The following is a 25,135-nucleotide window of genomic DNA, read 5'->3' on the forward strand; positions in this document are numbered from 1 at the left end:
GCGGGTCAGCCCTGTGCTGGACTACGCTGCGGGGGACGGCGGCGCGTGTGACTCACCGAACATCTCGGCCTGACCCTCTATCCCCAACCGCTTACCGATGGGTAACGTCCGGGCAGTCCATTACCCCTCTCGATCATGAGCCTGCGCTCATGGCCACAGCGCAGCCGACAACGCAGCCGGCGCCGACGAGGAGCAGCAGTCTTGCGCGAGTTCAGCCTTCCGGCCCTGTACGAGGTCCCCGCGGACGGCAACCTGACGGATCTCATCCGCCGCAACGCCGCTCAGCATCCCGATGTCGCCGTACTCGCCCGCAAGGTCGCCGGGCGCTGGCAGGACGTGACCTCGGCCGGCTTCCTCGCCGAGGTGCGCTCCGCCGCCAAGGGCCTGATCGCCTCCGGGGTGCAGCCCGGTGACCGGGTGGCGCTGATGTCGCACACCCGTTACGAGTGGACGCTGCTGGACTTCGCCATCTGGAGCGCGGGCGCGGTCACCGTCCCGGTCTACGAGACCTCCTCGGCCGAGCAGGTCGAGTGGATCCTGGGCGACTCCGGCGCGGTGGCCTGCGTGGTGGAGACCGAGGCCCACGAGGCGGTCGTGGAGTCGGTGCGGGAGCGGCTGCCGCAGCTGAAGAACGTGTGGCGGATCGAGGCCGGCGCGGTCGAGACGCTCGGCGCGGCCGGCAGCGACGTGGGCGACGAGCGGGTGGACGAGCGCAGCGCGATCGCCGACGCCGACTCGCCGGCCACCATCGTCTACACCTCGGGCACCACCGGCCGCCCCAAGGGGTGCGTGCTGACCCACCGCAGCTTCTTCGCCGAGTGCGGCAACGTGGTGGCCCGGCTGGGGCCGCTGTTCCGTACCGGGCACTCCTCGGTGCTGCTCTTCCTGCCGCTCGCCCACGTGCTGGGCCGGCTGGTCGAGGTGGCCTGCGTGATGGCCCCGATCAAGCTGGGCCACGTCAGCGACATCAAGCACCTCACCGACGAACTCGCCGCGTTCCGGCCCACGATGGTGCTGGGGGTGCCGCGGGTCTTCGAGAAGGTCTACAACTCGGCGCGGGCGCAGGCCCAGGCGCAGGGCAAGGGGAAGATCTTCGACAAGGCGGTCGAGACCGCGATCGAGTACAGCCGGGCGCTGGACACCCCGGCCGGGCCGGGGCTCGGCCTGCGGCTGCGGCACAAGCTCTTCGACCGGCTGGTCTTCGCCAAGCTGCGGGCGGTGCTCGGCGGCCGGGCCACCCACGCCATCTCCGGCGGCGCCCCGCTCGGCGAGCGCCTGGGCCACTTCTACCGCGGGATCGGCTTCACCGTGCTGGAGGGGTACGGCCTCACCGAGTCCTGCGCGGCCACCGCGTTCAACCCGTACGACCGGACGAAGATCGGCACCGTGGGGCAGCCGCTGCCCGGCAGCGTGGTGCGGATCGCCGACGACGGCGAGGTGCTGCTCCACGGCGAGCACCTGTTCACCGGGTACTGGAACAACGAGAAGGCCACCGCGCAGGCGCTGGAGGACGGCTGGTTCCACACCGGCGACCTCGGCACGCTGGACGAGGACGGCTATCTGACGATCACCGGCCGCAAGAAGGAGATCATCGTCACCGCGGGCGGCAAGAACGTGGCGCCGGCCGTCATCGAGGACCGGATCCGGGCGCACGCCCTGATCGCCGAGTGCATGGTGGTCGGCGACGGCCGCCCGTTCGTCGGCGCGCTGATCACCCTGGACGCGGACTTCCTGCCGCGGTGGGCCGAGCAGCACGGCAAGCCCGCCGGTGCGACGGCGGCCGAGCTGCGCGACGACCCCGACCTCCTCGCCGAGGTGCAGCGCGCGGTGGACGACGGCAACTCGGCGGTGTCACGGGCCGAGGCGGTCAAGAAGTTCCGCATCCTGCCCGCCCAGTTCACCGAGGAGTCCGGGCACGTCACCCCGTCGCTGAAGCTCAAGCGCAACGTGGTGCTGCGGGACTTCGCCGACGAGATCGAGGCGATCTACGCCAAGTGAGCCGTCCGGGCCGCCGGGTCGGTCCCGGCGGCCCGGCGGTCACAGCAGCGACCTGAGGCGTTCGGCCAGCAGGTCCCAGCGCCAGGACTCCTCCACCCAGCGGCGTCCGCGCCGGCCCATGCGGGCGCGCAGTTCGGGGTCGGCGAGCAGGGTGGCGATCCGGTCGGCGGCGGCTGCCGGGTCGCCGCCGGGCACCACCCAGCCGGTCTCGCCGTCCAGGACGGCGTCGGGGGCACCGCCGGAGTCGCCGGCCACCACCGGCAGCCCGGTGGCCGACGCCTCCAGGTAGACGATGCCGAGCCCCTCCACGTCCAGGCCGCCGCGGCGGGTGCGGCAGGGCATGGCGAAGACGTCGCCGGCGCCGAAGTGGGCGGGCAGTTCGGACCATTCGACGGGGCCGGTGAAGCGCACCGCGTCGGCGACCCCGGTGGCGGCGGCGAGCTTGCCCAGGTCGTCGCGGTAGGGGCCGCCGCCGACGATCAGCAGCACGGTGTCCGGCACCCGGCGCAGGATCTCCGGCATCGCGCGGATCAGCGTGTCCTGCCCCTTGCGGCGCACCAGCCGGGAGACGCAGACCGCCACCGGGCGGCCGGCCAGGCCGAGCCGTTCGCGCAGCTCGGGGCCGCCGGAGCCGGCGTGGAAGGTCTTCTCGTCCACCCCGGGCGGCAGTTGCACCATGCGGGAGGCGGCCCGGGGGGTGAGCACCGGCGCTATCCGCGAGCGGGTGTACTCGCCGAGGTAGGTGATGGTGTCGGTGCCCTCGCCGATCCGCCGCAATACCGCGCGGGCGCCGGGCAGTTGGGCCCAGCCGGCCTCGTGGCCGTGGGTGGTGGCGACGATCCGCCGGGCCCCGGCGGCGCGCAGCGCGGGCGCCATCAGGCCGAGCGGCGCGGCGGCCCCGAACCACACCGAGCCGCAGCCGTGTTCCCGCAGCAGCTCCGCCGCCCGCCGGGTGGCCCGCGGCGTCGGCAGCAGCATGGTGGTGGTGTCGCGCACCACCGGGAACGGCTGCTCGGCGTCGAACGCCGCGACCGCCGCCTTGTCCTGCCACGTCGAGGCGTACACCACGACCTTGCCCGGGTCCAGCCGCACCGCCATGGAGTGCACGAACGCCTGGATGCCGCCCGGGCGCGGCGGGAAGTCGTTGGTGACGATCAGGGTCTTGTCCATCGCGCACGACAGTACCGGTAGCCGGCCGCGCCCCCGGCACGCCCCGGGGCCCGCGATCACGTACGCTCCCTGCCGGTGACGATCTCCTCGGTGAAGGTACGGCGGGCGGCGGTGGCGGCCGGGCCGCCGCTGCTGGTGTGGGGTGCCGCCGCGGCGCTCCAGCTGCTGATGCTGGCCTGGCTGCACACCCGCCCCGACGACTGGCTGCGGGCCGCGCTGACGCCCTGGGACAACCAGTTCTACGTGCAGATCGCCGAGCACGGCTACCCGCACGCGCTGTCGTACGACGAGCACGGCGCGCTGGCCGGCAGCCCGCTGGCGTTCTTCCCGCTGTACCCGGCGGTGATCGCGGTGGTGGCGGGGGTCACGGGGGCGGACGGGGCCGACGCGTCGGTGGTCGCGGCGTGGCTGGCGTCGGCGGCGGCGGCCGTGGTGGTGCACCGGCTGGGGCTGCGGCTGTACGGGCCGCGGGCGGCGCTGGCGCTGGTGGTGCTGGTGTTCACCCAGCCGATGGCGGTGACGTTGTGGATCGGCTACTCGGAGAGCCTGTTCCTGCTGCTGGCCGCGGGCTGTCTGCTGGCGGCGCACCGTGAGGCGTGGCTGACGGCCGGGGCGCTGGCGCTGCTGGCCGGGCTGACCCGTTCCACCGGGGCCGCGGTGGCGGTGGCGCTGGCGGTCGCCGCGGTGGCCGCGACGCGCCGGCGGCGGCGGGTGGAGTGGCGGGCGGTGGCCGGTCCGGTGGTGGGCGCGCTCGGCGTGCCGGGGTACCTGGCCTGGGTGGGGTGGCGCACCGGGCGGCCGGACGCCTGGTTCGCGATCCAGCGGGCGGGGTGGCAGACCGCGTGGGACTGGGGTGCGGCGACCTGGCGGTTCCTGGCGGACACGCTGCGCCGCGGCCACGACTGGGTGCCGATGGTGACCGCGGTGCTGCTGGTGGCGCTGGCCGCGGCCGTGGTGACGGCGCTGCTGCGCGGGACGTGGCCGCCGCTGGCCGTCTACGGGGTGCTGATCCTCGTGCTGACCGTGGGGCAGACCAACTACTACCACTCCAAGCCGCGGCTGCTGGTGCCCGCGCTGCTGACGCTGGTGCCGGTGGCCGCCGCGTGTGCCCGGCCCCCCTGGCGCACCAAGGTCCCGGCGCTGGTGGCGCTGGCGTTGTTCGGCACCTGGTTCGGGGCGTACATGCTCACCGACTGGATCTACGCGATCTGATCGGGCCGCCCGGTGCGGTGGGCGGCGGCGTGGGCGCGGGCGGCGGCGATGCGCTGCGCGGTCGTCGGATGGGTGCCGAAGACCAGGTGCGGGACGCGCGGCGGGTCGGGGTCGGCGACGTTGGCCAGCGCGAGCCGCCGCTGCATGGCGATGAACGCCGGTACGTCGCCGGTGAGTTCCAGCGCGTACCGGTCGGCGCGGCGTTCCACACGGCGGCTGAGGGCGCACCCGGCCGGTCCGGCGAGGGCCGAGCCCACCGCGAGCAGCGCGGTCAGCAGCGCCATGGAACGCGGGTCGGCGAACCGCTCGACCCCGGCCAGGTGGAGCAGCGGCGGCCACCGCAGCGCGAGGGCGGCCAGGCAGACCCCGGCCGCCGCGCCGACGGCGCCGAGCAGCGTGCCGCGGGCCACGTCCCGGTGGCGTACGTGGCCGAGTTCGTGCGCGGTGACCAGCTCGACCTCCTTGCCCGCGGCGGCGGTCAGCAGGGTGTCGTGGACGACGATGCGGCGGGTGGCGCCGAAGCCGGAGACGTAGGCGTTGACGGCGTTGGTGCGGCGGGATGCGTCGGCCACGAGCACGTCGCGTACCGGCACCCCGGCGCGGGCGGCGAGGGCGAGCAGGGTCTCGCGCAGCGGCCCGTCGGCCATCGGGGTGAAGCGGTTGAACAGCGGTTCCAGGACGACCGGGGCCAGCCACGACAGGGCCACGGTGAGCGCGGCGGCGGCGCCGGCGGCCCACGCCCACCACCAGCGGGTGGCCCCGGCGAGCCCGTAGAGCGCGAAGAGCGCGCCGACCGCCAACGGGGCGCCCACCAGCAGCCCGCGCCCCTGGTCCGCCCACCAGCCGGCCCAGCCCTGGGTGACCAGCCCGAACCGGGCCCGTACCACCTGGAGCCGGGCGGTGAACGGCAGCCGCACGCAGGTGTCGGCGAGGACGAGGGCGAGGCCGCCGAGGAGCACCCGGGCCCACCAGGCGCCGCCGGACGGCTCGGCCACCGCGGTCACCAGCGCGGCGCCGGCCGGGGTGAGCCCGAGCAGCAGCGGCAGCGCCAGTGCCAGCGCGCGTCCGGCCAGCAGCGGCGGCCACTGGGCGCGGCGCAGCGCCCGGCCGCGGGCGATCTCCTCCGCGGTGAAGTCCGCCTCGGTCACCTCAACTCCTCGGTCAGGTAGGCCCGCCAGCGTGCCGTGAAGGCGTCCAGGCCGAGCCCGAGGGTACGGCGGAGCGCGGTGTCGGTGTCCATCCGTCCGGCGGCCTGGTAGAGCGCGGTGAGCCGGCCGCTGCCCCAGGTGCCGGCGATCATCCGGCAGGCGAGCCAGGCGCCTTCGTAGGCTTGCGCGAGGCCGCCGCTGGTGGTGCCGAAGTCGGCGGTGGCGGGCAGGGCGCGCGGCGGGTGGCCGGCGACGACGTCGGCGGCGAGTTCGGGGGCGGCCTGGCGGGGGGTGCGTCCGGTGCCGGTGTAGCCGACCCAGTCGGCGAACCCCTCGGAGAGCCACAGCGGGGTGCCGGCGGTGGTGGCCTTGCGGGTGGCGACGTGGGTGATCTCGTGGGTGAGCACCACCGTGCGGCCCAGCGCGCTGAGCCCGGCGAACGCCTGCGGGTTGACGATGACCCGGTCGGCGGGGGCGGTGGCCGAGCCGCGCAGTTCGGCGGTGGTGACCGCGGCGATGCCCTGGTACGCGGAGGGGGCGGCGCCCAGCAGCGCGGCCATCCCGGCCTCGTCGGCGGGGACCTCCACCACCGCCTTGCCGGGCCACGGGCCGGGCCAGGCGGCGCGGACCACCGGCACCGCGGCGTCCGCCAGGCTCGCGTAGCGGCGCAGCGCGTCCGGGGTGCCGCTGCCCAGCACCAGGCTGTGCCGGCCGCGGACCACGGTGACCTTGCCCTGGTCCCACGGCTGGACGGCGCCGGGGTGGCCGGCCGGTCCGGTGGTGCCGGCCACGTACCAGCGGCCGTCGCGGCGCACCAGGGTCAGGTAGCCGGTGCCGGAGACGGGGGCGGCGTCGTAGTCGCGCAGCGCGTAGTCGAGTTCGACCTCGGCGGCGGTCTCGCCGGAGGGCGCGGGGAAGCCGCCGGTGGCGCGCAGCCGGTAGCCGAAGGAGGCCAGCGGGACGGCGGCGAGGTTGCCGAAGACCCGGCGCTGGGCGGCGCGCAGGGCGGCGGAGCGGGGGTCTACGGTGGCGAGGAAGGCGGCCTCGTCGTGGTGGAGCACGGCCGCCGCGCGCCGGCCGAGCATGGCGCGGATCCCGTCGGCGCCGGCCGCGTCCTGGTGGCGGGTGGAGCAGGCGGCGGCCGACACCGCCAGAGCCGTCGCGCATCCGGCCGCGACGGCCCGCTTCGGCCACCTCGGTGTCCCGGCCACGCCCCGATGGTATGCGAGGGGTCAGGGGCGTACGACGGCGGTGACCGGCATCATCGTCACCGGGTCGTAGCGCACCCGGGCGCCGGGGTAGGGGGCGTGGATCACCTTGCCGCCGCCGACGTACATGGCCACGTGGCTGGCGTCGTTGCGGTAGATCACCAGGTCGCCGGGGCGGGCCTGGCCGAGCGGAACGTGGCGGCCGGCCGTCAGCTGTTCCTGGGAGGTGCGCGGCAAGGTGGTGCCGGCCCGCTGGTAGGCCCAGTACATCAGCCCGGAGCAGTCGAAGGCGGACGGGCCGCTGCTGCCCCAGACGTAGGGCGAGCCGAGGGCGCCGCGGACGGCGGCGACGGCTTCGGCCGCGCGCCCCGAGACGGGGGCGAGGGTGGGCAGGTCGGGCAGGGGGCCGGCCGCCTCGACGCGGTTGTTCTGGGCGGCGCCGAAGCCGGCCGCGGCGCGCTGGGCGGGCGCCAGGGCGTCGATGAGCCGCCGGGCCTGGTTGAGCTTGCGCTGCACGGTGGTCTTGCGGGCGGCCAACTGGGCGCGGGTGCGGTCGAGTTCGGCGAGGCGGGCGCCGGCCTGGGCGCGTTGCTGGCGCAGGGTGCGTTCGGCGAGCCGGAGCCGGTGGAGCTGGCCGGCCCGGTGGTGGCGGGCGCGTTCGGTGAGGGCGGCGCGTTCGAGGTAGCCGTCGGGGTCGGAGGTGAACAGCAGGGTGAGGGAGGGGTCGAGGCCGCCGTCGCGGTACTCGGCGGCGGCGATCACGCCGAGGCCGTCGCGCAGCCGGTTGACCGACTGCTGGGTGCGGGCCATCTCGGACTGGAGGGCCTCGATCCGGCCGCGCAGCCCGGTGGCCTTCTCCAGCGCCGCGTCGTAGCTCTGGGTGGCCCGTTCGGCCTGCTGGTAGAGGGCGTCCACCTGGGCCCTGACCTGTTCGGGGCCCTCCTGCGGCTGGGCGCCGGCGGGTGCGGTGGCGTAGAGCGCGGCGGCGGCCGCGGCGGAGAGCACCGTGGCGCGGGCGGTCCGGGCCGTACCGGGTGGCGCGCATCGGCGATGGGACGCCATGGGGGACCCTGCCTCCTGATCTGACCAAGGCCCCCGGCCCGGGGCCGCGCGGCACCACACCGCGCGGAGCCGCACAGTAGCGGCGTGGTGACGGTCAGTTCAAAACGCGGCGTCCCGTGTTGTGCCGGCGGCGCGGCCGAGCCGCTGGTCAGCGCATGGAGGGCGTCAAGGCGGCGCATCGCCTGCCACCCGTTCGCGGTGACGCCGGGCGGGTGGTGCGGCCAGGACGCGGCCGGGCCCCGCTCGTGGTGAGCGGGGCCCGGCCGGAGACGTTTCTGACGTTGTGTCAGTTGGGGGTGCTCAGACCCGGACGCCGAACTGGAACGGCATGTCGCTCATCGCCTCGAAGCGGACGTTGGCGCCGGTGTGCGGGGCGTGCAGCACCATGCCGTTGCCGGCGTAGAGGCCGACGTGGTGGGCGTCGCCGTAGAAGATGACCAGGTCGCCCGGGCGCAGCTCGTCCATCGACAGGTGCGTGCCGGCGTTGGCCTGCTCCTCGGAGGTGCGCGGGATCGATATGCCCGCCTGGGCGTAGGCCCACGAGGTCAGACCCGAGCAGTCGAAGGCGTTGGGGCCGGTGGCGCCCCACACGTAGGGCGAGCCGATGACCGACTCGGCGGCGGCGAGCGCGGCGGCGGCGCGCTGCGAGGCGGCCGGCGAGTCACCGAGGCTGGGGCGCTGGTTGCTGCGGTTGGAGCGCTCCTGCTCCTGCTGGAGCTGGGCCTTCTCCTGCTGGGTGAGCGTGTTGAGCAGGTCCTGCGCCTTGGAGAGCTTCGCCTGGACCTCCTGCTTCTTGTCCGCGAGGTCCTTGCGGGTGCTGTCCAGCTGGGCGAGCTTGGCGGTGGCCTCGGCCCGCTCCTGGTCCAGCAGGCGCTTCTGCTCCTCGATCTGCTTGAGCGCGTCGGCCTGGCGACCGCTCAACTGGTCCATGGTGGACGCCTTGTCGAGGAAGTCGTCCGGGTTGGAGGAGAGGAAGAGCTGGACGGACGGGTCGATGCCGCCCTCGCGGTACTGGGAGGCCGCCAGCGTGCCCAGGTTGTCCTGGAGCTTGTTGAGGGTGGCCTGCTCGCGGGCGACCTTGTTCTGCAGGTCGTTCACCTGCTGCTGCAGCTTGTCCTGCTGCTCCTTGGCGCCGTCGTACTTCTCGGTGGCCTGCTCCGCCTGCTCGTACAGGCTGTCGACCTGGGCCTTGACATCGGACTTGGACGGCTTGGGGTCGGCGTGGGCCGCCTGGGACGACAGGGCGACCGCCGCTGCGGCGGTTGCGGTGAGCACGGTCACGCGGGTGCGGCTGGCCGGCTTGGGACGACGGTGGGACGCCACGGAGGACGAGCTCCTTCTTCCTGTTGCCGCCTACCGGGTGAGCTGTCGGGTTCGGGCAGGAAGCAGCCCTACCGGGTCCCATCGCGCCGCACGGCACGACCTGACCCCGATTCACCCCGGGAATGTTGGTTCCCCGGCTCCGAGTACCAGTCCCCCCGTGACGCACGCCGGCACTCGAACTCGGCGGTAACCCCCACTGTCATCCGGGTTGGATGATCGACTGCGCGGAGGTTCGAAGCCAGACCCTAGTGACCACATTGTGATCGGATCAAATCCCCGGGAGAAAAAAGTCCGCCGCATCGCAACTTCTTTACGCGGCGCGCAGGACGGTACCGGACATATCCGTCCGCGCCCGGCGTTCCACCGTATCCACGGGGCCGCCGCGGGCCATTTCTGTGAGCGCAATCACAGCCGATACGAAAACGGACGGGCCGCCCGCAAACGGAAATTGAGGGCGATTCACAGGGCGTTCCCGCCGAACGGCCGGGCGGCGGCGGGAATAAGCGGGACTCAGGCCCGGGAGAGCCGGCGCAGCAGCAGCAGGGAGGCCACCGGGCGCGCCCCGGCCCGGGCCACCCCGTCGGCCACCTCGCGGTCGGTGGAGACCACCACCACCGGGCGCCCCGGCGGCTCGGCCCGCACCAGCCGGCGGATCAGCTCGTCGGCGGTCTGCCCGGGCTTGCTGAAGAGCACCCGCACCCCGCGCGGCGGCGCGAGCAGCACCGGCGCCGACAGCTCGGCGCCGTCGAAGACACAGGTGATCTCCACCCCGGTCTGCGCGGCGAGCACCGCCAGCCCGCCCAGCAGCCGCAGCCGCTGCTTCTCCAGCGGCAGCGCCGGATACCCGGTCTTGGTGACGTTGTAGCCGTCGACCACCAGATGGGCCTGGGGCAGCGCCAGCAACTGGTCGAGCAGCGCCGGGTCGTCCTCGGCCAGCGCGCGGCGGGCGATGTCCTTGGGGCTCATCCGGCCCGGGGCGACGGCCTCCACGGTGTCGGCCGGACGGCCGGAGACCGGCGGCAGCGCCAGCTCCCGGCGCAGCCCCTGGGCCGCGTCCAGCACGGTGTCCAGCAGCAGCCGCAGCCGCATGTCCTCCAGGCTGCGCCCCTCGCGCACCGCGCGGCGACCGGCCTCCAGGGCCGATTCGGCCTCGGCCAGCCGGGAGCGCAGCCGCCGCCCCTCGGCGTCGGAGGCGGCCAGTTCGGCGGCGGCGGCCGTGCGGGTCTTGTCCAGCTCCGCCTCGGCCTTGCGCACCGCCGCCTCGGCGCGCCGCAGATCGCTGGTGACGCTGCGCAGCTTGCGGTGCAACGACTCGTTCTCCCTGCGCGCCGCCTCCAGCTCGGCGCGGACGCCGGCCGTCTCGCGCTGGGCGGTGGCCCGCACCTCGGCCAGCTCCTCGCGCAGCCGGCGCAGTTCGCGGTTGGTCTCCTCGCCGACCTGGTCGGCCAGGGCCCGCTGGGCCTCCTCGCCGGCCGCGGCCACCAGCTTGGACCAGCCGGCCGGACGCAGCAGATAGGCGGCGGCGGCCACGTCCAGCGGGTCGGCGGCCGGCGGCGGGGTGCCGCTGTCCAGGGCGGCGGCCAGCTCGGGCTGGGTCTCGCGCAGCCGGGTGGCGATGCGCTGCCGGAAGACCGGGTCGGTCTCCAGCGCGGCGGCCAGCGCGTTGCCGGCGAACTTCGCCCGGCGGCTGGGGGTGAAACGGGCGTACTGGCGCAACTGCGCCGGGAGTTCGGCGGTGGTCAGCGAGCCGAAGGCGTCGGCCGCTATGGTCACCACCCGGTGCCGGACCCCTTCAGGAAGCGGCCGGTCGAGCGGCTCGTCGGTCCCGCCGGCGTCCTCCGGCACCGCCTCCGGGTTGCCGCCCGTACGCTCCACCAGTCACTCCCGTCCGTCTCCTTCGCCCGTACGTCCCTATTGTCCCCGCGGGTGGCGGATCAGACCTGCCCGGGTTCGGTCCCGGCGGCGGGCCGGTCGACCAGTTCGACCCGGTCGTCGGCGCCGCACCAGCGGCAGCGTACGGACTCCACCGTCTCGCCGAGCACCTCGCGCTCCTCCACCTTCGGGTCACCGGCCAGATCCAGGTGGACGTACTCCACCGCGCGGGTGGCCCGGGTGACGTCGAAACGGGTCAGGTTGCCGCACAGGGTGCACCGCCAGCGCGTGGTGGCCGTCGGCAGGGGAACCGGCATCGTGTCGTCCTCATCTCCTCGTCCGCCACCCGGGCGGCCCGCCGTCCGGTACGTCACCCGAACGCCGGATGCGCTTCCGGCAACCCTACGGCCTACCACGCCCGGCGTGCTGGGGGTGTCCGGCGAGGCGACCTATGCCCGATAAGACCGTTTCCGTCATGATCGAGGCATGCCACCGCTCCGCGAACCGGGGAAGACCGCCGCCCGCCGCCCGCCGGTGGTGACGTACTCGGTGATCGCCCTGTGCTTCCTGGTCTTCCTCACCGGCCCGGCCTCCGGGCTGGGCGGTACGGACGGCGGCGGCGGACCGGCGCTCTGCGCCCAGGTGCGCTACTTCGACCACTGGGGGGTGATCCCCACCGAGCTGTGGCACGGCCCGCTGGCCCCCGGCGCGCTGGGCCTGCCCTACGGCTGCCACAGCCCGCACTACGCGGACAAGGCGCCCTTCGTCTCGGTGCTCACCGCGCTCTTCCTGCACGGCAACTGGCTGCACCTGCTGGGCAACATGCTCTTCCTGTTCGTCTTCGGCGCCGGGGTCGAGCGGCGCATGGGGCCGCTGCGGTTCGCGCTGTTCTACCTGGCCGCCGGGTACGCGGCCACCTACGGCTACGCGGTGGCGCACGCGGACTCCACGCAGACGCTGGTCGGCGCCTCCGGGGCGATCGCCGGGGTGCTCGGCGGCTACCTGTTCCTCTTCCCCCGGGCCCGGGTCACCAGCCTGCTGCCGTTCCTGCTCTTCCTGCCGCTGCGGTTCCCCGCCTGGCTGGCGCTGGGCTTCTGGTTCGTCCTCCAGTGGCTCGCCGCCCGGGCCGACACCCCCGGACCCGGCGTCGCCTATCTGGCCCACGTGATCGGGTTCGGCTTCGGGTTCCTGTGCGCCGGGGCGTGCTTCCGGGAGCGGTCTAAGCTGACCCCGCAAGCCGCGACCCGAGGAGAGGGCCAACCGTGATCACCGCGATCGTGCTCATCAAGACCAGCGTGGACCGGATCCCGGAGATCGCCGAGTCGATCGCCGCGCTCGACGGGGTCAGCGAGGTGTACTCGGTCACCGGCACCTACGACCTCGTCGCCATGGTCCGGGTGGCCCGGCACGACGACCTCGCGGACGCCATCCCGGGCCGCATCAGCAAGATCCCCGGTGTCCAGGCCACCGACACCCACGTCGCCTTCCGCACGTACTCCCAGCACGACCTGGAGGCCGCCTTCTCCATCGGCCTGGACAGCTAGCTCCCGTCGGGGCCCGGGCGTCATCCGGCCGCGACGCAGCGGCCGTCCTCCGTGCGGTACTCCCACTTCGCCCCGTCCCGCACCAGCTCCGCCACCGCGCCCAGGAAGCGCTCCACGTGCTCGTCCGGGGTGCCGGCGCCGAAGCTGACGCGGACGGCGTTGAGCGGGCGTTCGCCGGGGACGGTGTCGGGGGCGCCGCACTCGGCGGGCTCGTCGGGGGCGCCGCCGAGCAGGGTGCGCACCAGGGGGTGGGCGCAGAAGAGCCCGTCGCGCACCCCGATGCCGTACTCCGCGGAGAGCGCGGCGGCCAGGTGGGAGCTGTTCCACCCCTCGACGACGAAGGAGATCACGCCCACCCGGGCGCTGCCGGGGCCGAACAGCGAGAGCACCGTGACCCCCTCGACGGCGGCCAGCCCGGTCAGCACCCGGTCGACCAGTTGCTGTTCCCGGGCGACCAGGGCGTCGAAACCGGCCTCGGTGAGCGCGCGGCAGGCGGAGGCGATGGCGTAGGCGCCGATGACGTTGGGCGAGCCGGCCTCGTGGCGGGCGGCGTCGGTGTGCCACTCCACGTCGATGCCGCCGTCCGCGCGCCGGGCCACGGTACGGCTGGCGCCGCCGCCGGCCAGGTACGGTTCGGCCGCGGACAGCCAGTCCGGGCGGCCGGCCAGCACTCCGGAGCCGAACGGCGCGTAGAGCTTGTGGCCGGAGAAGGCCACGTAGTCGACGTCGAGGGCGGTGATGTCGACCGGGTGGTGCGGGGCGAGCTGGGCGGCGTCGAGCACGATCCGGGCGCCGTGCGCGTGCGCGGCGGCGGCCAGTTGGCGTACCGGCCACAGCTCGCCGGTGACGTTGGAGGCGCCGGTGACGCAGACCAGCGCGTCGCCGTGCGGGTCCCGGGCGGCCAGCGCGCGCTCAAGGGTGGCCACCGCCTCACCGGGTGAGCCGGGGGCGGCCAGGTAGGTGACGTCGTGGCCGCGCCACGGCAGCAGCGAGGCGTGGTGCTCGGTGACGAAGACGAACACCTGGGTGGTGACCGGGACGACGGCGGCCAGCAGGTTGAGCGAGTCGGTGGTGGACCGGGTGAAGACCACCTGGTCGTCGGGGCGGCAGCCGAGGAACTCCGCCACGGTGCGCCGGCTCTGCTCGAACAGGTCGGTGGAGAGCTGCGAGAGGTATCCGGCGCCCCGGTGCACGCTGCCGTAGTACGGGGCGTACCCGGCCACGTCGTCCCACACCCGCTGCAACGCCGGGGCGCTGGCGGCGTAGTCCAGCGCCGCGTAGGTCACCTCCCCGCCGGTGACCAACGGCACCCGGACGTCACGTCCGAGGACCGGCAGCGGCTGACAGGCTTCCCGAGTCACTGCGACATCGAGGACGGACATGGCGAACTCCCGGAAAAAGCAGGCGACATCACGGCGCGGCCGGTACAAGGGCGGCGCCCGGACACGCGGGTACGCCGACGCGGCGGCCGGACGGTACGTCCGTTCCGGCCCGGTGGGCACCACGCGGTGAAGGGAAAATGGGAAACGGCGGAAAACGGGCCGTCGACCCGGAAGGGCTGACCGGCCCTATCGCATTCGCTTGCTCAAGAAATACTCCCGCGACAACCAGGACCCCTGGCCGTCACCGTGTTCTACGGGAGGGGTCCGCGCTTGCCATAAGCCTCGCTGCTTACGGCCTGGTCATCACCCGGGGCACCCCGCCACGGACGGAGGGTTGCCGGACAGCGAGCCGGGGCCTTCGCGCTGTCACTCGTGACCTGTCGACGAGTATGCCATGTGATCGCCGAACGGCAAGGGCGGTGTCCGCAGTTCGGACACCGCCCCGCGTACCCGGCGGCCGGCTCAGGCGTTGGTGGCCGCCACCCAGCGCTCCAGCACCCGCAGCGCGGCGCCGGAGTCGACGGAGCGCGCGGCACGCGGCAGCTGGGCGGCGATCTGCTCGGCCAGCGGGGCGCCGGTCGGCTCCAACGCCACCAGCGCGGCGGCCGAGTTGAGCAGGACGGCGTCGCGGACCGGACCGCGTTCCCCGGCCAGCACGCGGCGGGCCACCTCGGCGTTGTGCGCCGCGTCGCCGCCCCGCAGCGCCTCCACCCCGACCAGCTCGATGCCGACGTCCCGGGGGTCGAAGGAGACCTGGTCCACCTTGCCGTCGCGGACCACCCACACCTGCGAGGTGGCGGTGGTGGTCAGCTCGTCCAGGCCGTCGTCGCCGCGGAAGACCAGGGCGGAGGAGCCCCGGTCGGCCAGCACCCCGGCCACGATCGGCGCCATCCGCGGGTCGGCCACCCCGGTGGCCTGGGCCCGTACCCGGGCCGGGTTGGTGAGCGGGCCGAGGAAGTTGAAGACCGTCCGGATGCCCAACTCGGCCCGAGCGCTGGCGACATGGCGCAGCGCCGGGTGGAACCGCACCGCGAAGCAGAAGGTGATCCCGGCCTCGGCCGCCACCTCGACGACCCGGCGCGGCGACAGTTCGAGGTTGACCCCGAGCCGTCCGAGCACGTCGGAGGCGCCGCTGGCCGAGGAGGCCGCCCGGCTGCCGTGCTTGACCACCTTGGCCCCGGTGCCGGCCACCACGATCGACGACATGGTGGAGATGTTGACCGTCCTGGCGCCGTCGCCGCCGGTGCCGACGATGTCCACCGAGGGGCCCGGCACCTCGATGAGGTTGGCGTGCTCGTACATGGCGCGGACCATGCCGGAGACCTCCTCGACGGTCTCCCCCTTGGCCCGCAGCGCCACCATGAACCCGGCGATCTGCGCGTCGGTCGCCGCGCCGCTCATGATCCGGTCCATCGCCCAGGCGGTGTCGTCCCCGGACAGGTCGCGCCCGGCCAGCAGGGCGCCCAGGACGCCCGGCCAGGTGGGGGCCGCCCCGCGGTCGCCTCCGACGGGGGTCAGCGCGTTCATGGGCCGCTCCTGGGTCTGCTACCGACTACTGGGGCACAGCGTATAGCGGCCCGGGCACGGCCGAGGGCCCCGTCCGGACTGTGGTGTCCGGGCCGGGGCCCTCGGTGTGGCGACGGTGTGGTTACGGGATCAGTGGTGGCCGTGGCCGCTCGTGATCTCCGCGTGTTCCTCCGCGGTGGGCTTGGGGATCTGGCCCTGCTCGCCGTAGTAGCCCTGGGAGAGCTTGGCGCGCAGCTTGGTCATGGCCCCGGCCTTGCGCTCGACGCCGTTCTCGTCGACCTCCGGGCCCACCTCGATCGGCTCGTACTGCTGGTGCGAGGTCAGGGTGTACATCGCGCCCTGGTCCAGCGGCTCGTGCACCTCGATGAACTCGCCGTGCGGCAGCCGCTTGATCACGCCGGTCTCGCGGCCGTGCAGCACCTTGTCGCGGTCCCGGCGCTGCAGGCCCAGGCAGAACCGCTTGGTGACGACGAAGGTGAGCACCGGGATCACGAAGAACCCGATCCGCACGAACCAGGTGATCGCGTTGATCGACAGGTGGAAGTGGGTGGCCGCGATGTCGTTGCCACCGCCGAGCAGCAGCACCATGTACCAGGCGACCCACGCCGCGCCGAAGGCGGTGCGCACCGGACGGTTGCGCGGCCGGTCCGCGAGGTGGTGCTCACGCTTGTCACCGGTGACCCACGCCTCGACGAACGGGTAGAAGGCGATCGCCATCAGCACCAGGCCGAAGAGGAGCAGCGGGATGAAGACACCCAGCTGGAGCGTGTGACCCCAGAAGTTGATCTCCCAGCTCGGCATGGCCCGGATGAGACCTTCGGCCATACCCATGTACCAGTCCGGCTGCGCACCGGTGGACACCTGGTCCGGACGGTACGGGCCGTACTCCCAGATCGGGTTGATCGAGGCGATCGCGGCGAGCGCGGCGATGACACCGAAGACCAGGAAGAAGAAGCCGCCGGCCTTGGCCATGTACACCGGCAGCAGCGGCATGCCGACGACGTTCTCGTTGGTCCGGCCGGGGCCGGGGAACTGGGTGTGCTTGTGGTAGAAGACCAGGATCAGGTGGGCCACCAGCAGGCCCGCCATGATGCCGGGCAGCAGCAGGATGTGGATCGTGTAGAAGCGCGCCACGAAGTCGTGCCCGGGGAACTCGCCCCCGTACAGGAACATCGACAGGTAGGTGCCGACGATCGGCACCGACAGGATCGCGCCCTCCATGAAGCGCACACCGGTACCCGACAGCAGGTCGTCCGGGAGCGAGTAGCCGGTGAAACCGGTGAACATGCCCAGGACGAACAGCAGGAAGCCGAAGAGCCAGTTGATCTCACGCGGCTTGCGGAAGGCGCCGGTGAAGAAGACGCGCATCATGTGCACGAACATCGAGGCGATGAAGACGATCGCCGACCAGTGGTGGATCTGCCGGATCAGCAGACCGCCGCGCACCTCGAAGCTGATGTGCATGGTGGAGGCGAAGGCGTCCGACATCCGGATGCCCTGCAACGGCGTGTACGGGCCGTTGTAGACCACCTCGGTCATGCTGGGGTGGAAGAACAGCGTCAGATACACACCCGTGAGGATGATGATCAGGAAGCTGTAGAGCGCGACCTCACCCAGCATGAAGGACCAGTGGTCCGGGAAGATCTTGCGCATGTTGGCCTTGGCGAGGCTGTAGATGCCCAGCCTGCCGTCGGCCCAGTCCGCGAGCCGCTCGCCGGCCGGGGCCTTGCCCCGCCGGGCGCCGGTCGCCTGGTGTGTGGTGCTCATCCGCGCTCCCAGAAGCTCGGGCCGACGGGCTCCGCGAAGTCACCGAGGGCTTCGAGGTAACCCTTGTCGTTGACGCTGATCCGAAGCTGCGGCAGGGCGTGACCGGCGGGTCCGAAGATGACCCGGCCGCCGTCGGAGAGGTCGAACGTCGACTGGTGGCAGGGGCAGAGCACGTGGTGCGTCTGCTGCTCGTACAGGCTGATCGGGCAACCGACGTGCGTGCAGATCTTGGAGAACGCCACGATGCCCTCGTGGCCCCAGTCGAGCTCGCGCTTGTCCTTGATGTCCTCCGGCTTGAGCCGGACGATCATCAGCGCCGCCTTGGCGATGACGTCCTGGAACTCCGGGTCGTCGTCGCTGAGGCCCTCCGGCTTGGCGAAGGTCAGCGAACCGATGGCGACGTCCTCGGGGCGCAGCGGCTGATTGGTGTTCTGGTTGATCAGCAGCATCCCCTTCTTCCACGCCGTGTGCCGGAGCTTGGTCTCCGGCAGCGGACCGAGGTCGCGGAGGAGGACCACGCCGGAGAGCGGCACCAGGGCCAGCGCGCCGAACATGGTGTTGCGGATCAGCTTGCGGCGGCCGAGCTGGCTCTCCTTGGCGCCCTGCGCGAAGTCGGCCATCACCTGCTGGCGGACCTCGGGGCTCGCCTCGATCGGGTGGCGCTCCTGCGGGACCTCGTGGTCCGACATCAGCGTCCGGGCCCAGTGCACGGCGCCGGCGCCGATGCAGAACAGCGCCACGCCGAGGGTCAGACCCAGGGCGAAGTTGAGCGCGCTGACGTGGCCGATCGGGAAGATGTAGACGATCTTGTGGATCGGCAGCGTCACGTACGAGGCGATGAAGCCGACCGTGGCCAGCATGGACAGCGTGAACAGGAACGCCACCACACGCTCGGACCGCCGGGCGGTGCGCTCGTCGATGTCCTGGCGACGCGGCTCGTGGGGCGGCAGGCCCGGGTCGGCGAACGGGTCGCCCACGGGCTGGACGGCGCCGTGGTGAGCGTCCGACCGCTCACCTGGCAGGTTTTCTTCTGACATGTCCTCGTTGGATCCGGGCTGGCTACTCATGACTTCCTGGCCTTCGTGGTCCGGGCGGCGACCCAGACGGCCACAGCGATCAGCGCACCGAGGCCGAAGATCCAGCCGAACAGACCCTCACTGACCGGGCCGAGGCCGCCGAGCTCCAGACCACCGGGGTTCTCGGACTTCTCGCTGTCGACCTTGTCGAGGTAGGCGACGATGTCCTTCTTGTCCTTCTGCGGCATCGTCGCGTCCGGGAACGCGGGCATGTTCTGCGGGCCGGTGAGCATGGCCTCGTAGATGTGCTTGGGGTCGACGCCTTCCAGGGTGGGGGCGAACTTGCCGTTGGAGAGCGCACCGCCCTTGCCGGAGGCGTTGTGGCACTGCGCGCAGTTGGTACGGAACAGGTCACCGCCGTTGGCGATGTCCGCGCCGTCCGGGCTGTACTGGTCCTTCGTCGGCGTGGCCGGACCCGGGCCCAGGGAGGCGATGTACGCGGCGAGCTGGTCGATCTCCGCCTGGTTGTAGATCGCCTTCTTGCGCGGCACCTGGGCGCCGGGCTGCTGGGCCGGCATGCGGCCGGTGCCGACCTGGAAGTCCACCGCGGCCGAACCGACGCCCACCAGGCTGGGGCCGGTGCTGGTGCCCTGCCCCGAGGTGCCGTGGCAGGTGGCGCAGCCGACGGTGTAGAGCTTCTTGCCCTGCTCGATGGCGAGGGACTGAGCGGAGTCGGCCTGCGCCTTCTCGGCCGGCGCGAACGCGGCGTACAGCCCCCCGGTGGCCGCGAGCGCGAAGAGTAGGACGACAAGCGCCGCCAGCGGATGGCGTCGTCGTGCGGAGAGCTTTTTCACGGATTACCCCGGTGTCAGGATCTTCTGCGTCGATGCTTCTGGTACAGGTCCGCCTGTCGCGGACCGATGACTACTTGATCAAGTAGATCGTGGCGAAGAGGCCGATCCAGACGACATCGACGAAGTGCCAGTAGTAGGACACGACGATGGCCGCCGTGGCCTGTTCGTGGGTGAACCTCTTGGCCGCGTACGTCCTGCCCAGGACGAACAGGAACGCGATCAGACCGCCCGTCACGTGCAACCCGTGGAAACCGGTGGTGAGGTAGAACACCGATCCCCAGGGGCTGGACTTCAGGGAGATTCCGTCGTCCCGGACCAGGTTGGTGTACTCGAAGACCTGACCGCCGATGAAGATCGCGCCCATGATGAACGTGATCGTGAACCAGCGACGGAGCTTCTTCACGTCACCGCGCTCCGCGGCGAAGACGCCGAGCTGGCAGGTGAGGGAGGAAAGCACCAGGATCGTGGTGTTCGCCGAGGAGAACGGCACGTCCAGGTGCTGGTTCTGACTGTGCCAGAAGGCCGTTCCGGTCACCGATCGCAGGGTGAAGTACATCGCGAAGAGGGCCGCGAAGAACATCAGCTCGGAACTGAGCCAGATGATGGTTCCGACGCTGACCAGGTTCGGCCGGTTGACCGACGGGTGCGCGTGCCCGGTTTCTACTGTCGTTGCTGTCGCCACGACCGACATTATGTCGGTCGCTTATCTCGCACTCACCCCGGGGGGTGCCGTTCGGAGTGTCAAGGGCTTCCGGGGTACCCGCGTGGCGTACCGCCGTCCTCACCCGAAGGGGGGATACGCGGCAGCCGCCGGCCGCCCATGCCCGCCCGGCAGCGCTCCTGACGGGTCGTCGGGCGCCGTTCCGGGGCGTGCCGCACCCTCCTCCGGCGGCCGGTGCCGGGGGTAGCATCACCGCCCAACGGTCTCCACCGCGCCGCGACCCTCAACGAGGAGGCTCCGCCCATGCAGCCGACCGCCACGGTGCTCGTCTACAGCGACGACGCGAACACCCGCGAGCAGGTACGCCTGGCGGTGGGACGCCGTCCGGCCCCCGACGTGCCGCCGGTCGAACTCCTGGAGTGCGCCACGCTTCCGGCGGTGCTCGCCGCGCTGGACGAGGGCGGCATCGACGCCTGCGTGCTGGACGGCGAGGCGGTCCCGGCCGGCGGGATGGGGGTGTGCCGGCAGATCAAGGACGAGATCTTCCAGTGCCCGCCGGTGGCGCTGCTCATCGGGCGCCCGCAGGACGCCTGGCTGGCCACCTGGAGCCGGGCCGACGCGGTGGTGACCCACCCGGTGGACCCGGTGGCGCTGGCCGGGGCGCTGGCCGGGCTGCTGCGCCGCCGCACCGGCGGCGGCCCCGCCGCCCGCCACTCCCCCGCCCGGGTCTGACCCCGGGCGGCGCCGCGGGTCAGGTACGGGGGGCGAGCCGGGCGGCGTCCCCGGGCTGCCGGGCGGTGCCGTCGTGGCCGCCGGGACGCCCCTTGGCGGCCAGCGCGCTGCCCCGGAGCCATTCGGACCAGGACAGGTTCCAGTCGCCGAAGCCGTTGCCGAACGGCTCCATCCCGCGCCCCTCGCTGCCCACCACCTCGACCACGTCGCCGGGGCGCACCTGGTCGTAGAACCAGTGGGCGTTGTCGGTGCTCATCCCGGTGCAGCCGTGGCTGACGTTGGCCGACCCCTGCGACCCGACCGACCAGGGCGCCGCGTGCACGTACTCGCCGCTCCAGGTCACCCGGGTGGCCCAGTGCACCGGCAGGTCGTAGGAGTCGTGGCTGCCGACGTCGATGCCGATGGTGCTGCTGCGCATCCGGACGAAGGGTTCCTTGCCGAGCACCACCTTGATGCCGTTGCGGGTGGCGAAGCCGGGCTTGCCGGTGGTCACCGGGACGGTACGCACCCGGTGGCCGTTGCGGGTGAGGGTGAGCTGGTGGGCGCCGGCGTCGGTGACGGCCACCACGCGGTCGCCGGTGCGCAGCGTCAGGGGCGCCGCGGGGCCGCCGTACAGGCCGCCCTCGACGCGGGTGCCCTGCAGGGTGCTGGTCACCTCGATACGGGCGTCGGCGGGCCAGAAGTCGCGCGGCCGGTAGTGCAGGGTGCGGCTGTCCACCCAGTGCCAGGCGCCGTTGACCGCGGGGTGGCTGGTGACGTGCAGGGCGCCCTCGACCACCGCGCGGGCGGCGGCGTCGCGCACCGGGCGGCTCAGTTCCGCGGTGACCGGCTGCCCCACCCCGTAGACCCCGGCGTCGGGGCCGAAGCGGACCCGGAGGTTGGCGTCGGCGGGCGCGGTGTCGAAGCCCACCGTCTGCCGGCCCGGCCGGCCGTCCTCGTCCTCGGTGCTCACCCGGACCGTGTAATGCGCCCCTGCGGCCAGCGGAGCGGTGCTGTGCCACTCCCGTCCGTCGGCGGCGAGTTCGCCCCGCAGATAGCGTCCTGTGGCGTCGGTGGCCGTGACGTCGGTGATCTTGTTGCCGTCTCCCCTGGCGGTGATCTTCAGCGGCTTGTCCGGGTCCACCCGACGGCTGCCGTCGGCCGTGCTGTAGGCGATCTGGCCGGTGGCGTCGTAGGGCTTGGCGGCCAGCGGGTCGTCCGACCCGTCACCGCAGGCGGCCAGCGTCGCCGCGAGCACCACGGCGCAGGAGACGCGGAGTATGGCCGGACGGCTTCGAGGTGTCTGACTCATGGTCACAACGTAAGAAGCCCCACCCGGGTGCGGCGCGTTACGTTGCGGCAATCGGGGGTCCCCGGGGTCGCCGGGTACGCCGCAGGGCCGGGTCCCCCGTGGGGTACCCGGCCCTGGTGGTACGGGGTGTCGCGGATCAGTACCGCTGGTCGGCGCCGCGGTAGTACTCGAACACCCAGCCGAAGAGGGCGACGAGGATGACCGGCGCCGAGAAGTACAGCAGCCACCAGCCGAAGATGATGCCCAGGAAGCCCAGCGCACCACCGATCGCGAGCATCAGCGGCTGCCAGCTGTGCGGGCTGAAGAAGCCCAGCTCGCCGGCGTCGTCGGCGACGTCCGCGTCCTCCCGGTCCTGCGCCCCGGTGTCCGCCCGGCGGGCGGTGAAGGCGAGGTAGAAGCCGATCATCACGCTCAGGCCGAAGGCCATGAAGAGCGCCGTGGTACCGGCGGCCTCCTTCGCCCACACACCGTAGACGATGGCCATCACCAGGAGGAAGACCGACAGCCAGAGGAACATCTTGCCCTGGTACTTCACTTGCCGGCCTCCTTGCCCTCGGCACCGGCCAGGACCGCCTGGTGACCGTGGCTGTCGAGCTGCTCCAGCGCCGCGATCTCAGGGTGATGCAGATCGAACGCCGGGGATTCGGAGCGGATGCGCGGCAGGCTGAGGAAGTTGTGCCGCGGCGGCGGGCAGGAGGTCGCCCACTCCAGCGAGCGGCCGTAGCCCCAGGGGTCGTCCACCTCGACCTTCGGCGCGTACTTGGCGGTCTTCCACACGTTGTAGAAGAACGGCAGGATCGACAGACCCAGCAGGAACGAGCAGATGGTGGAGATGGTGTTCAGCGTGGTGAAGCCGTCGGCCGCCAGGTAGTCGGCGTAGCGGCGGGGCATGCCCTCGACGCCGAGCCAGTGCTGCACCAGGAACGTGCCGTGGAAGCCCACGAAGAGCGTCCAGAAGGTGATCTTGCCGAGCCGCTCGTCGAGCATCTTGCCGGTGAACTTCGGCCACCAGAAGTGGAACCCGGCGAACATCGCGAAGACCACGGTGCCGAAGACCACGTAGTGGAAGTGGGCCACCACGAAGTACGAGTCGGAGATGTGGAAGTCCAGCGGCGGCGCGGCCAGGATGACACCGGTCAGACCACCGAAGGTGAAGGTGATCAGGAAGCCGATCGCCCACAGCATCGGGGTCTCGAAACTCAGTGACCCCTTCCACATCGTGCCGATCCAGTTGAAGAACTTCACGCCTGTCGGCACCGCGATCAGGAACGTCATGAAGGAGAAGAACGGCAGCAGCACACCACCGGTGACGTACATGTGGTGGGCCCACACCGTCACCGACAGGCCCGCGATGGTGATGGTCGCGGCCACCAGACCCATGTAGCCGAACATCGGCTTGCGGGAGAAGACCGGGATGACCTCGCTGATGATGCCGAAGAACGGCAGCGCGATGATGTACACCTCGGGGTGGCCGAAGAACCAGAACAGGTGCTGCCACAACAACGCGCCGCCGTTGGCCGCGTCGAAGACATGGGCCCCGAACTTCCGGTCCACCTCCAGCGCGAAGAGCGCGGCGGCCAGCACCGGGAAGGCCAGCAGCACCAGCACCGAGGTGAGCAGCACGTTCCACACGAAGATCGGCATGCGGAACATCGTCATGCCCGGCGCGCGCATGCAGATGATGGTGGTGATGAAGTTGACCGCACCGAGGATCGTGCCGAAGCCGGAGAGCGCCAGACCCATGATCCACATGTCGGCACCCGCACCCGGCGAGCGGACCGCGTCCGACAGCGGCGAGTAGGCGAACCAGCCGAAGTCGGCCGCGCCCTGCGGGGTGAGGAAGCCGCCGACCGCGATCAGCGAGCCGAACAGGTACAGCCAGTAGGCGAACATGTTCAGCCGCGGGAACGCCACGTCGGGCGCGCCGATCTGCAGCGGCATGATCCAGTTGGTGAAACCGGCGAACAGCGGCGTCGCGAACATCAGCAGCATGATCGTGCCGTGCATCGTGAACGCCTGGTTGAACTGCTCGTTCGACATGATCTGCAGGCCCGGACGGGCCAGCTCGGCACGCATCAGGAGAGCCATGATGCCGCCGATGCAGAAGAACGCGAACGACGTCGTCAGGTAGAGGGTGCCGATCGTCTTGTGGTCGGTGGTGGTCAGCCACGACACGACCTTGTTGCCCGGTTGCCTGCGCCGGGCCGTCGGGGTCCCCGCGGCGGCGGTTCCGCCAGCCGCGGAGGCACCCGGGGATTCATTGAGGATGCTCACTTGTCACTCTCCGACTAGCGGGTGCTGCCTACGGTCTGGCTGCCCGGCTGCTGGTTCGTCTTGGCGTCCCGGGTGTTGCCGGTGGTCGGAATGCCCGCCGGGACGTAGCCGGTCTGGCCCGCCTTCGCCAGATCCTTCAGGTGCGCCTCGTACTGCGCGGGCGTGACGACCTTGACGTTGAACAGCATCCGGGAGTGGTCCGCACCGCACAGCTCGGCGCACTTGCCCATGAAGGTGCCCAGCTTGTTCGGGGTGACCTGGAAGACGTTGGTGTGGCCCGGGATGACGTCCTGCTTCATCAGGAACGGCACCACCCAGAAGGAGTGGATGACGTCCCGGGAGGTGAGGACGAACTTCACCGTCTGGCCCTCCGGCAGCCACAGCGTGGGGCCGGGGCTCGGGTTGCCCTTGGTCCACTCGCCCGGGGTGGCGGTCTCGTAGACGCCACCGGCGTTGGCCGGCGCGCCCTCCAGGGCGGTCTTCGGGATGCTGGACAGCTCCTTGGGCGTGGTCGAGGCGGCCGGGCTGCCCGGCACGTCCTCGATGTAGTTGAACGCCCAGCTCCACTGGTAGCCCACGACGTTGATGACGTGGTCGGGCTTCTTGGAAACTTCGAGCAGCTTGGACTCGTCGCGTGCGGTGAAGTAGAAGAGCACCGCGACCACGACGAGCGGGACCACGGTGTAGAGCGCCTCGAGCGGCATGTTGTACCGGGTCTGCACCGGTACCTCCACCTTGGTCCGGCTTCGCCGGTGGAAGATCACGCTCCAGATGATGAGGCCCCAGACCAGCACCCCGACCGCGAGCGCCGCGGCCCAGGAGCCTTGCCAGAGCGAAAGGATCCGCGGTGCCTCTTCCGTGGCTGGGCTGGGCATGCCGAGGCGGGGGAAGTCCTTGTAGGAGCAACCGGTGGCAGTCACCAGGACCAGGCCCGCGGCCAACGCCTGCGGCAACCGCCGCCGCATCGGGCGCCGCGACTTGCGGTCGGAGCCGTTGGGACTCACGTAGCGCCTTCCCGAGAGTCTCGCCCGCGCGTCCGGGAACCCGGCCGTATGCGTTCGGTCGGCGCCCTGGCGCGGGCAGGGTGTGGATGT

Annotated in this window: 22 protein-coding genes and 2 riboswitches; of the genes, 5 read left to right on the forward strand and 17 right to left on the reverse strand. The window is 72.2% G+C overall.

From position 1 onward, the window contains the following. Positions 1-201 precede the first annotated feature (201 nt). Positions 202-1,998: an AMP-dependent synthetase/ligase gene (locus tag SCATT_RS05835; protein WP_014142017.1), complete on the forward strand. Its 1,797-nt coding sequence runs from the start codon at positions 202-204 to the stop codon at positions 1,996-1,998. A 39-nt stretch (positions 1,999-2,037) separates the two neighbouring features. Here the strand turns inward: SCATT_RS05835 and SCATT_RS05840 are convergent, their stop codons facing one another. Further along, entirely contained in the window at positions 2,038-3,168 is a 1,131-nt protein-coding gene (locus tag SCATT_RS05840; RefSeq protein WP_014142018.1) for a glycosyltransferase family 4 protein, read from the reverse strand. A 75-nt stretch (positions 3,169-3,243) separates the two neighbouring features. On the opposite strand from SCATT_RS05840, the gene SCATT_RS05845 reads away from it, so the two are divergent. Then, entirely contained in the window at positions 3,244-4,380 is a 1,137-nt protein-coding gene (locus SCATT_RS05845) for a mannosyltransferase family protein (RefSeq protein WP_014142019.1), read from the forward strand. On the opposite strand, the gene SCATT_RS05850 is transcribed toward SCATT_RS05845, so the two are convergent. The 6 genes from SCATT_RS05850 to SCATT_RS05875 all read right to left on the reverse strand — a co-directional run bounded on the left by SCATT_RS05850 (position 4,368) and on the right by SCATT_RS05875 (position 11,310). Continuing rightward, positions 4,368-5,528, reverse strand: coding sequence for a M48 family metallopeptidase (locus tag SCATT_RS05850; protein ID WP_014142020.1), 1,161 nt, complete (start codon positions 5,526-5,528; stop codon positions 4,368-4,370). The genes SCATT_RS05845 and SCATT_RS05850 overlap by 13 nt on opposite strands. Further along, on the reverse strand, positions 5,525-6,676 hold the full coding sequence (locus tag SCATT_RS05855; protein ID WP_014142021.1) for a hypothetical protein: 1,152 nt from the start codon (positions 6,674-6,676) through the stop codon (positions 5,525-5,527). The genes SCATT_RS05850 and SCATT_RS05855 overlap by 4 nt, the downstream gene beginning before the upstream one ends. An 84-nt stretch (positions 6,677-6,760) precedes the next feature. Further along, positions 6,761-7,798 carry a C40 family peptidase gene (locus tag SCATT_RS05860; RefSeq protein ID WP_014142022.1) on the reverse strand — a complete coding sequence of 346 codons (1,038 nt, stop codon included), beginning with the start codon at positions 7,796-7,798 and terminating at the stop codon, positions 6,761-6,763. A gap of 300 nt (positions 7,799-8,098) precedes the next feature. Continuing rightward, positions 8,099-9,121 carry a C40 family peptidase gene (locus SCATT_RS05865; protein ID WP_014142023.1) on the reverse strand — a complete coding sequence of 341 codons (1,023 nt, stop codon included), beginning with the start codon at positions 9,119-9,121 and terminating at the stop codon, positions 8,099-8,101. An 11-nt stretch (positions 9,122-9,132) separates the two neighbouring features. After that, positions 9,133-9,317: riboswitch (cyclic di-AMP (ydaO/yuaA leader) on the reverse strand. Between the two features lie 314 nt (positions 9,318-9,631). Beyond that, complete coding sequence (locus SCATT_RS05870) at positions 9,632-10,996, reverse strand: NYN domain-containing protein (RefSeq protein ID WP_014142024.1); 1,365 nt, start codon at positions 10,994-10,996, stop codon at positions 9,632-9,634. Positions 10,997-11,055: 59 nt separating this feature from the next. After that, entirely contained in the window at positions 11,056-11,310 is a 255-nt protein-coding gene (locus tag SCATT_RS05875; protein WP_014142025.1) for a hypothetical protein, read from the reverse strand. 169 nt (positions 11,311-11,479) lie between these two features. Between SCATT_RS05875 and SCATT_RS05880 the strand changes: the two genes are divergently transcribed. Continuing rightward, positions 11,480-12,259 carry a rhomboid family intramembrane serine protease gene (locus SCATT_RS05880; RefSeq protein WP_014142026.1) on the forward strand — a complete coding sequence of 260 codons (780 nt, stop codon included), beginning with the start codon at positions 11,480-11,482 and terminating at the stop codon, positions 12,257-12,259. Next, complete coding sequence (locus tag SCATT_RS05885; protein ID WP_014142027.1) at positions 12,256-12,537, forward strand: Lrp/AsnC family transcriptional regulator; 282 nt, start codon at positions 12,256-12,258, stop codon at positions 12,535-12,537. Before SCATT_RS05880 ends, SCATT_RS05885 begins: the two co-directional genes overlap by 4 nt. A 20-nt stretch (positions 12,538-12,557) precedes the next feature. Here SCATT_RS05885 and SCATT_RS05890 read toward each other — a convergent pair whose 3' ends face one another. The 6 genes from SCATT_RS05890 to ctaE all read right to left on the reverse strand — a co-directional run bounded on the left by SCATT_RS05890 (position 12,558) and on the right by ctaE (position 19,774). Next, entirely contained in the window at positions 12,558-13,919 is a 1,362-nt protein-coding gene (locus SCATT_RS05890) for an aminotransferase class V-fold PLP-dependent enzyme (RefSeq protein WP_014142028.1), read from the reverse strand. A 261-nt stretch (positions 13,920-14,180) separates the two neighbouring features. After that, positions 14,181-14,297: riboswitch (SAM riboswitch) on the reverse strand. Between the two features lie 84 nt (positions 14,298-14,381). Then, positions 14,382-15,446, reverse strand: coding sequence for an anthranilate phosphoribosyltransferase (gene trpD / locus SCATT_RS05895; RefSeq protein WP_014142029.1), 1,065 nt, complete (start codon positions 15,444-15,446; stop codon positions 14,382-14,384). Between the two features lie 129 nt (positions 15,447-15,575). After that, positions 15,576-17,213: a cytochrome bc1 complex cytochrome b subunit gene (qcrB, locus tag SCATT_RS05900; protein ID WP_014142030.1), complete on the reverse strand. Its 1,638-nt coding sequence runs from the start codon at positions 17,211-17,213 to the stop codon at positions 15,576-15,578. Then, on the reverse strand, positions 17,210-18,280 hold the full coding sequence (gene qcrA, locus SCATT_RS05905) for a cytochrome bc1 complex Rieske iron-sulfur subunit (protein ID WP_014627565.1): 1,071 nt from the start codon (positions 18,278-18,280) through the stop codon (positions 17,210-17,212). Before qcrA ends, qcrB begins: the two co-directional genes overlap by 4 nt. Continuing rightward, entirely contained in the window at positions 18,277-19,083 is an 807-nt protein-coding gene (gene qcrC / locus SCATT_RS05910; RefSeq protein WP_014142032.1) for a cytochrome bc1 complex diheme cytochrome c subunit, read from the reverse strand. Before qcrC ends, qcrA begins: the two co-directional genes overlap by 4 nt. Before the next feature lie 70 nt (positions 19,084-19,153). Then, entirely contained in the window at positions 19,154-19,774 is a 621-nt protein-coding gene (ctaE, locus tag SCATT_RS05915; protein WP_014142033.1) for an aa3-type cytochrome oxidase subunit III, read from the reverse strand. Between the two features lie 273 nt (positions 19,775-20,047). Here ctaE and SCATT_RS05920 point away from each other — a divergent pair, with 273 nt between their 5' ends. Next, positions 20,048-20,476, forward strand: a complete 429-nt coding sequence (locus SCATT_RS05920; RefSeq protein WP_014142034.1) for a hypothetical protein — start codon at positions 20,048-20,050, stop codon at positions 20,474-20,476. Between the two features lie 19 nt (positions 20,477-20,495). On the opposite strand, the gene SCATT_RS05925 is transcribed toward SCATT_RS05920, so the two are convergent. The 4 genes from SCATT_RS05925 to ctaC form a co-directional block, all read right to left on the reverse strand. After that, positions 20,496-21,767: a L,D-transpeptidase gene (locus SCATT_RS05925; RefSeq protein ID WP_042507617.1), complete on the reverse strand. Its 1,272-nt coding sequence runs from the start codon at positions 21,765-21,767 to the stop codon at positions 20,496-20,498. A gap of 136 nt (positions 21,768-21,903) precedes the next feature. After that, the gene (locus SCATT_RS05930) at positions 21,904-22,302 is read right to left on the reverse strand and encodes a cytochrome c oxidase subunit 4 (protein ID WP_014142036.1); all 399 of its coding nucleotides are present in this window, start codon (positions 22,300-22,302) and stop codon (positions 21,904-21,906) included. Beyond that, the gene (gene ctaD / locus SCATT_RS05935; protein WP_014627568.1) at positions 22,299-24,041 is read right to left on the reverse strand and encodes an aa3-type cytochrome oxidase subunit I; all 1,743 of its coding nucleotides are present in this window, start codon (positions 24,039-24,041) and stop codon (positions 22,299-22,301) included. The genes SCATT_RS05930 and ctaD overlap by 4 nt, the downstream gene beginning before the upstream one ends. Before the next feature lie 14 nt (positions 24,042-24,055). Further along, entirely contained in the window at positions 24,056-25,045 is a 990-nt protein-coding gene (ctaC, locus tag SCATT_RS05940; protein WP_014142038.1) for an aa3-type cytochrome oxidase subunit II, read from the reverse strand. Positions 25,046-25,135 lie beyond the last annotated feature (90 nt).

This window comes from Streptantibioticus cattleyicolor NRRL 8057 = DSM 46488, from assembly GCF_000240165.1.
In the GTDB taxonomy this organism is placed as follows: Bacteria; Actinomycetota; Actinomycetes; order Streptomycetales; family Streptomycetaceae; genus Streptantibioticus; species Streptantibioticus cattleyicolor.

Coding starts and splice junctions, on each gene's coding strand:
- SCATT_RS05840 (WP_014142018.1), bottom strand. CDS start 3,168: ATGGACAAGACCCTGATCGTCACCAACGACTTCCCGCCGCGCCCGGGC.
- SCATT_RS05860 (WP_014142022.1), bottom strand. CDS start 7,798: ATGGCGTCCCATCGCCGATGCGCGCCACCCGGTACGGCCCGGACCGCC.
- SCATT_RS05875 (WP_014142025.1), bottom strand. CDS start 11,310: ATGCCGGTTCCCCTGCCGACGGCCACCACGCGCTGGCGGTGCACCCTG.
- SCATT_RS05880 (WP_014142026.1), top strand. CDS start 11,480: ATGCCACCGCTCCGCGAACCGGGGAAGACCGCCGCCCGCCGCCCGCCG.
- SCATT_RS05890 (WP_014142028.1), bottom strand. CDS start 13,919: ATGTCCGTCCTCGATGTCGCAGTGACTCGGGAAGCCTGTCAGCCGCTG.
- trpD (WP_014142029.1), bottom strand. CDS start 15,446: ATGAACGCGCTGACCCCCGTCGGAGGCGACCGCGGGGCGGCCCCCACC.
- qcrB (WP_014142030.1), bottom strand. CDS start 17,213: ATGAGCACCACACACCAGGCGACCGGCGCCCGGCGGGGCAAGGCCCCG.
- qcrA (WP_014627565.1), bottom strand. CDS start 18,280: ATGAGTAGCCAGCCCGGATCCAACGAGGACATGTCAGAAGAAAACCTG.
- ctaE (WP_014142033.1), bottom strand. CDS start 19,774: ATGTCGGTCGTGGCGACAGCAACGACAGTAGAAACCGGGCACGCGCAC.
- SCATT_RS05920 (WP_014142034.1), top strand. CDS start 20,048: ATGCAGCCGACCGCCACGGTGCTCGTCTACAGCGACGACGCGAACACC.
- SCATT_RS05925 (WP_042507617.1), bottom strand. CDS start 21,767: ATGAGTCAGACACCTCGAAGCCGTCCGGCCATACTCCGCGTCTCCTGC.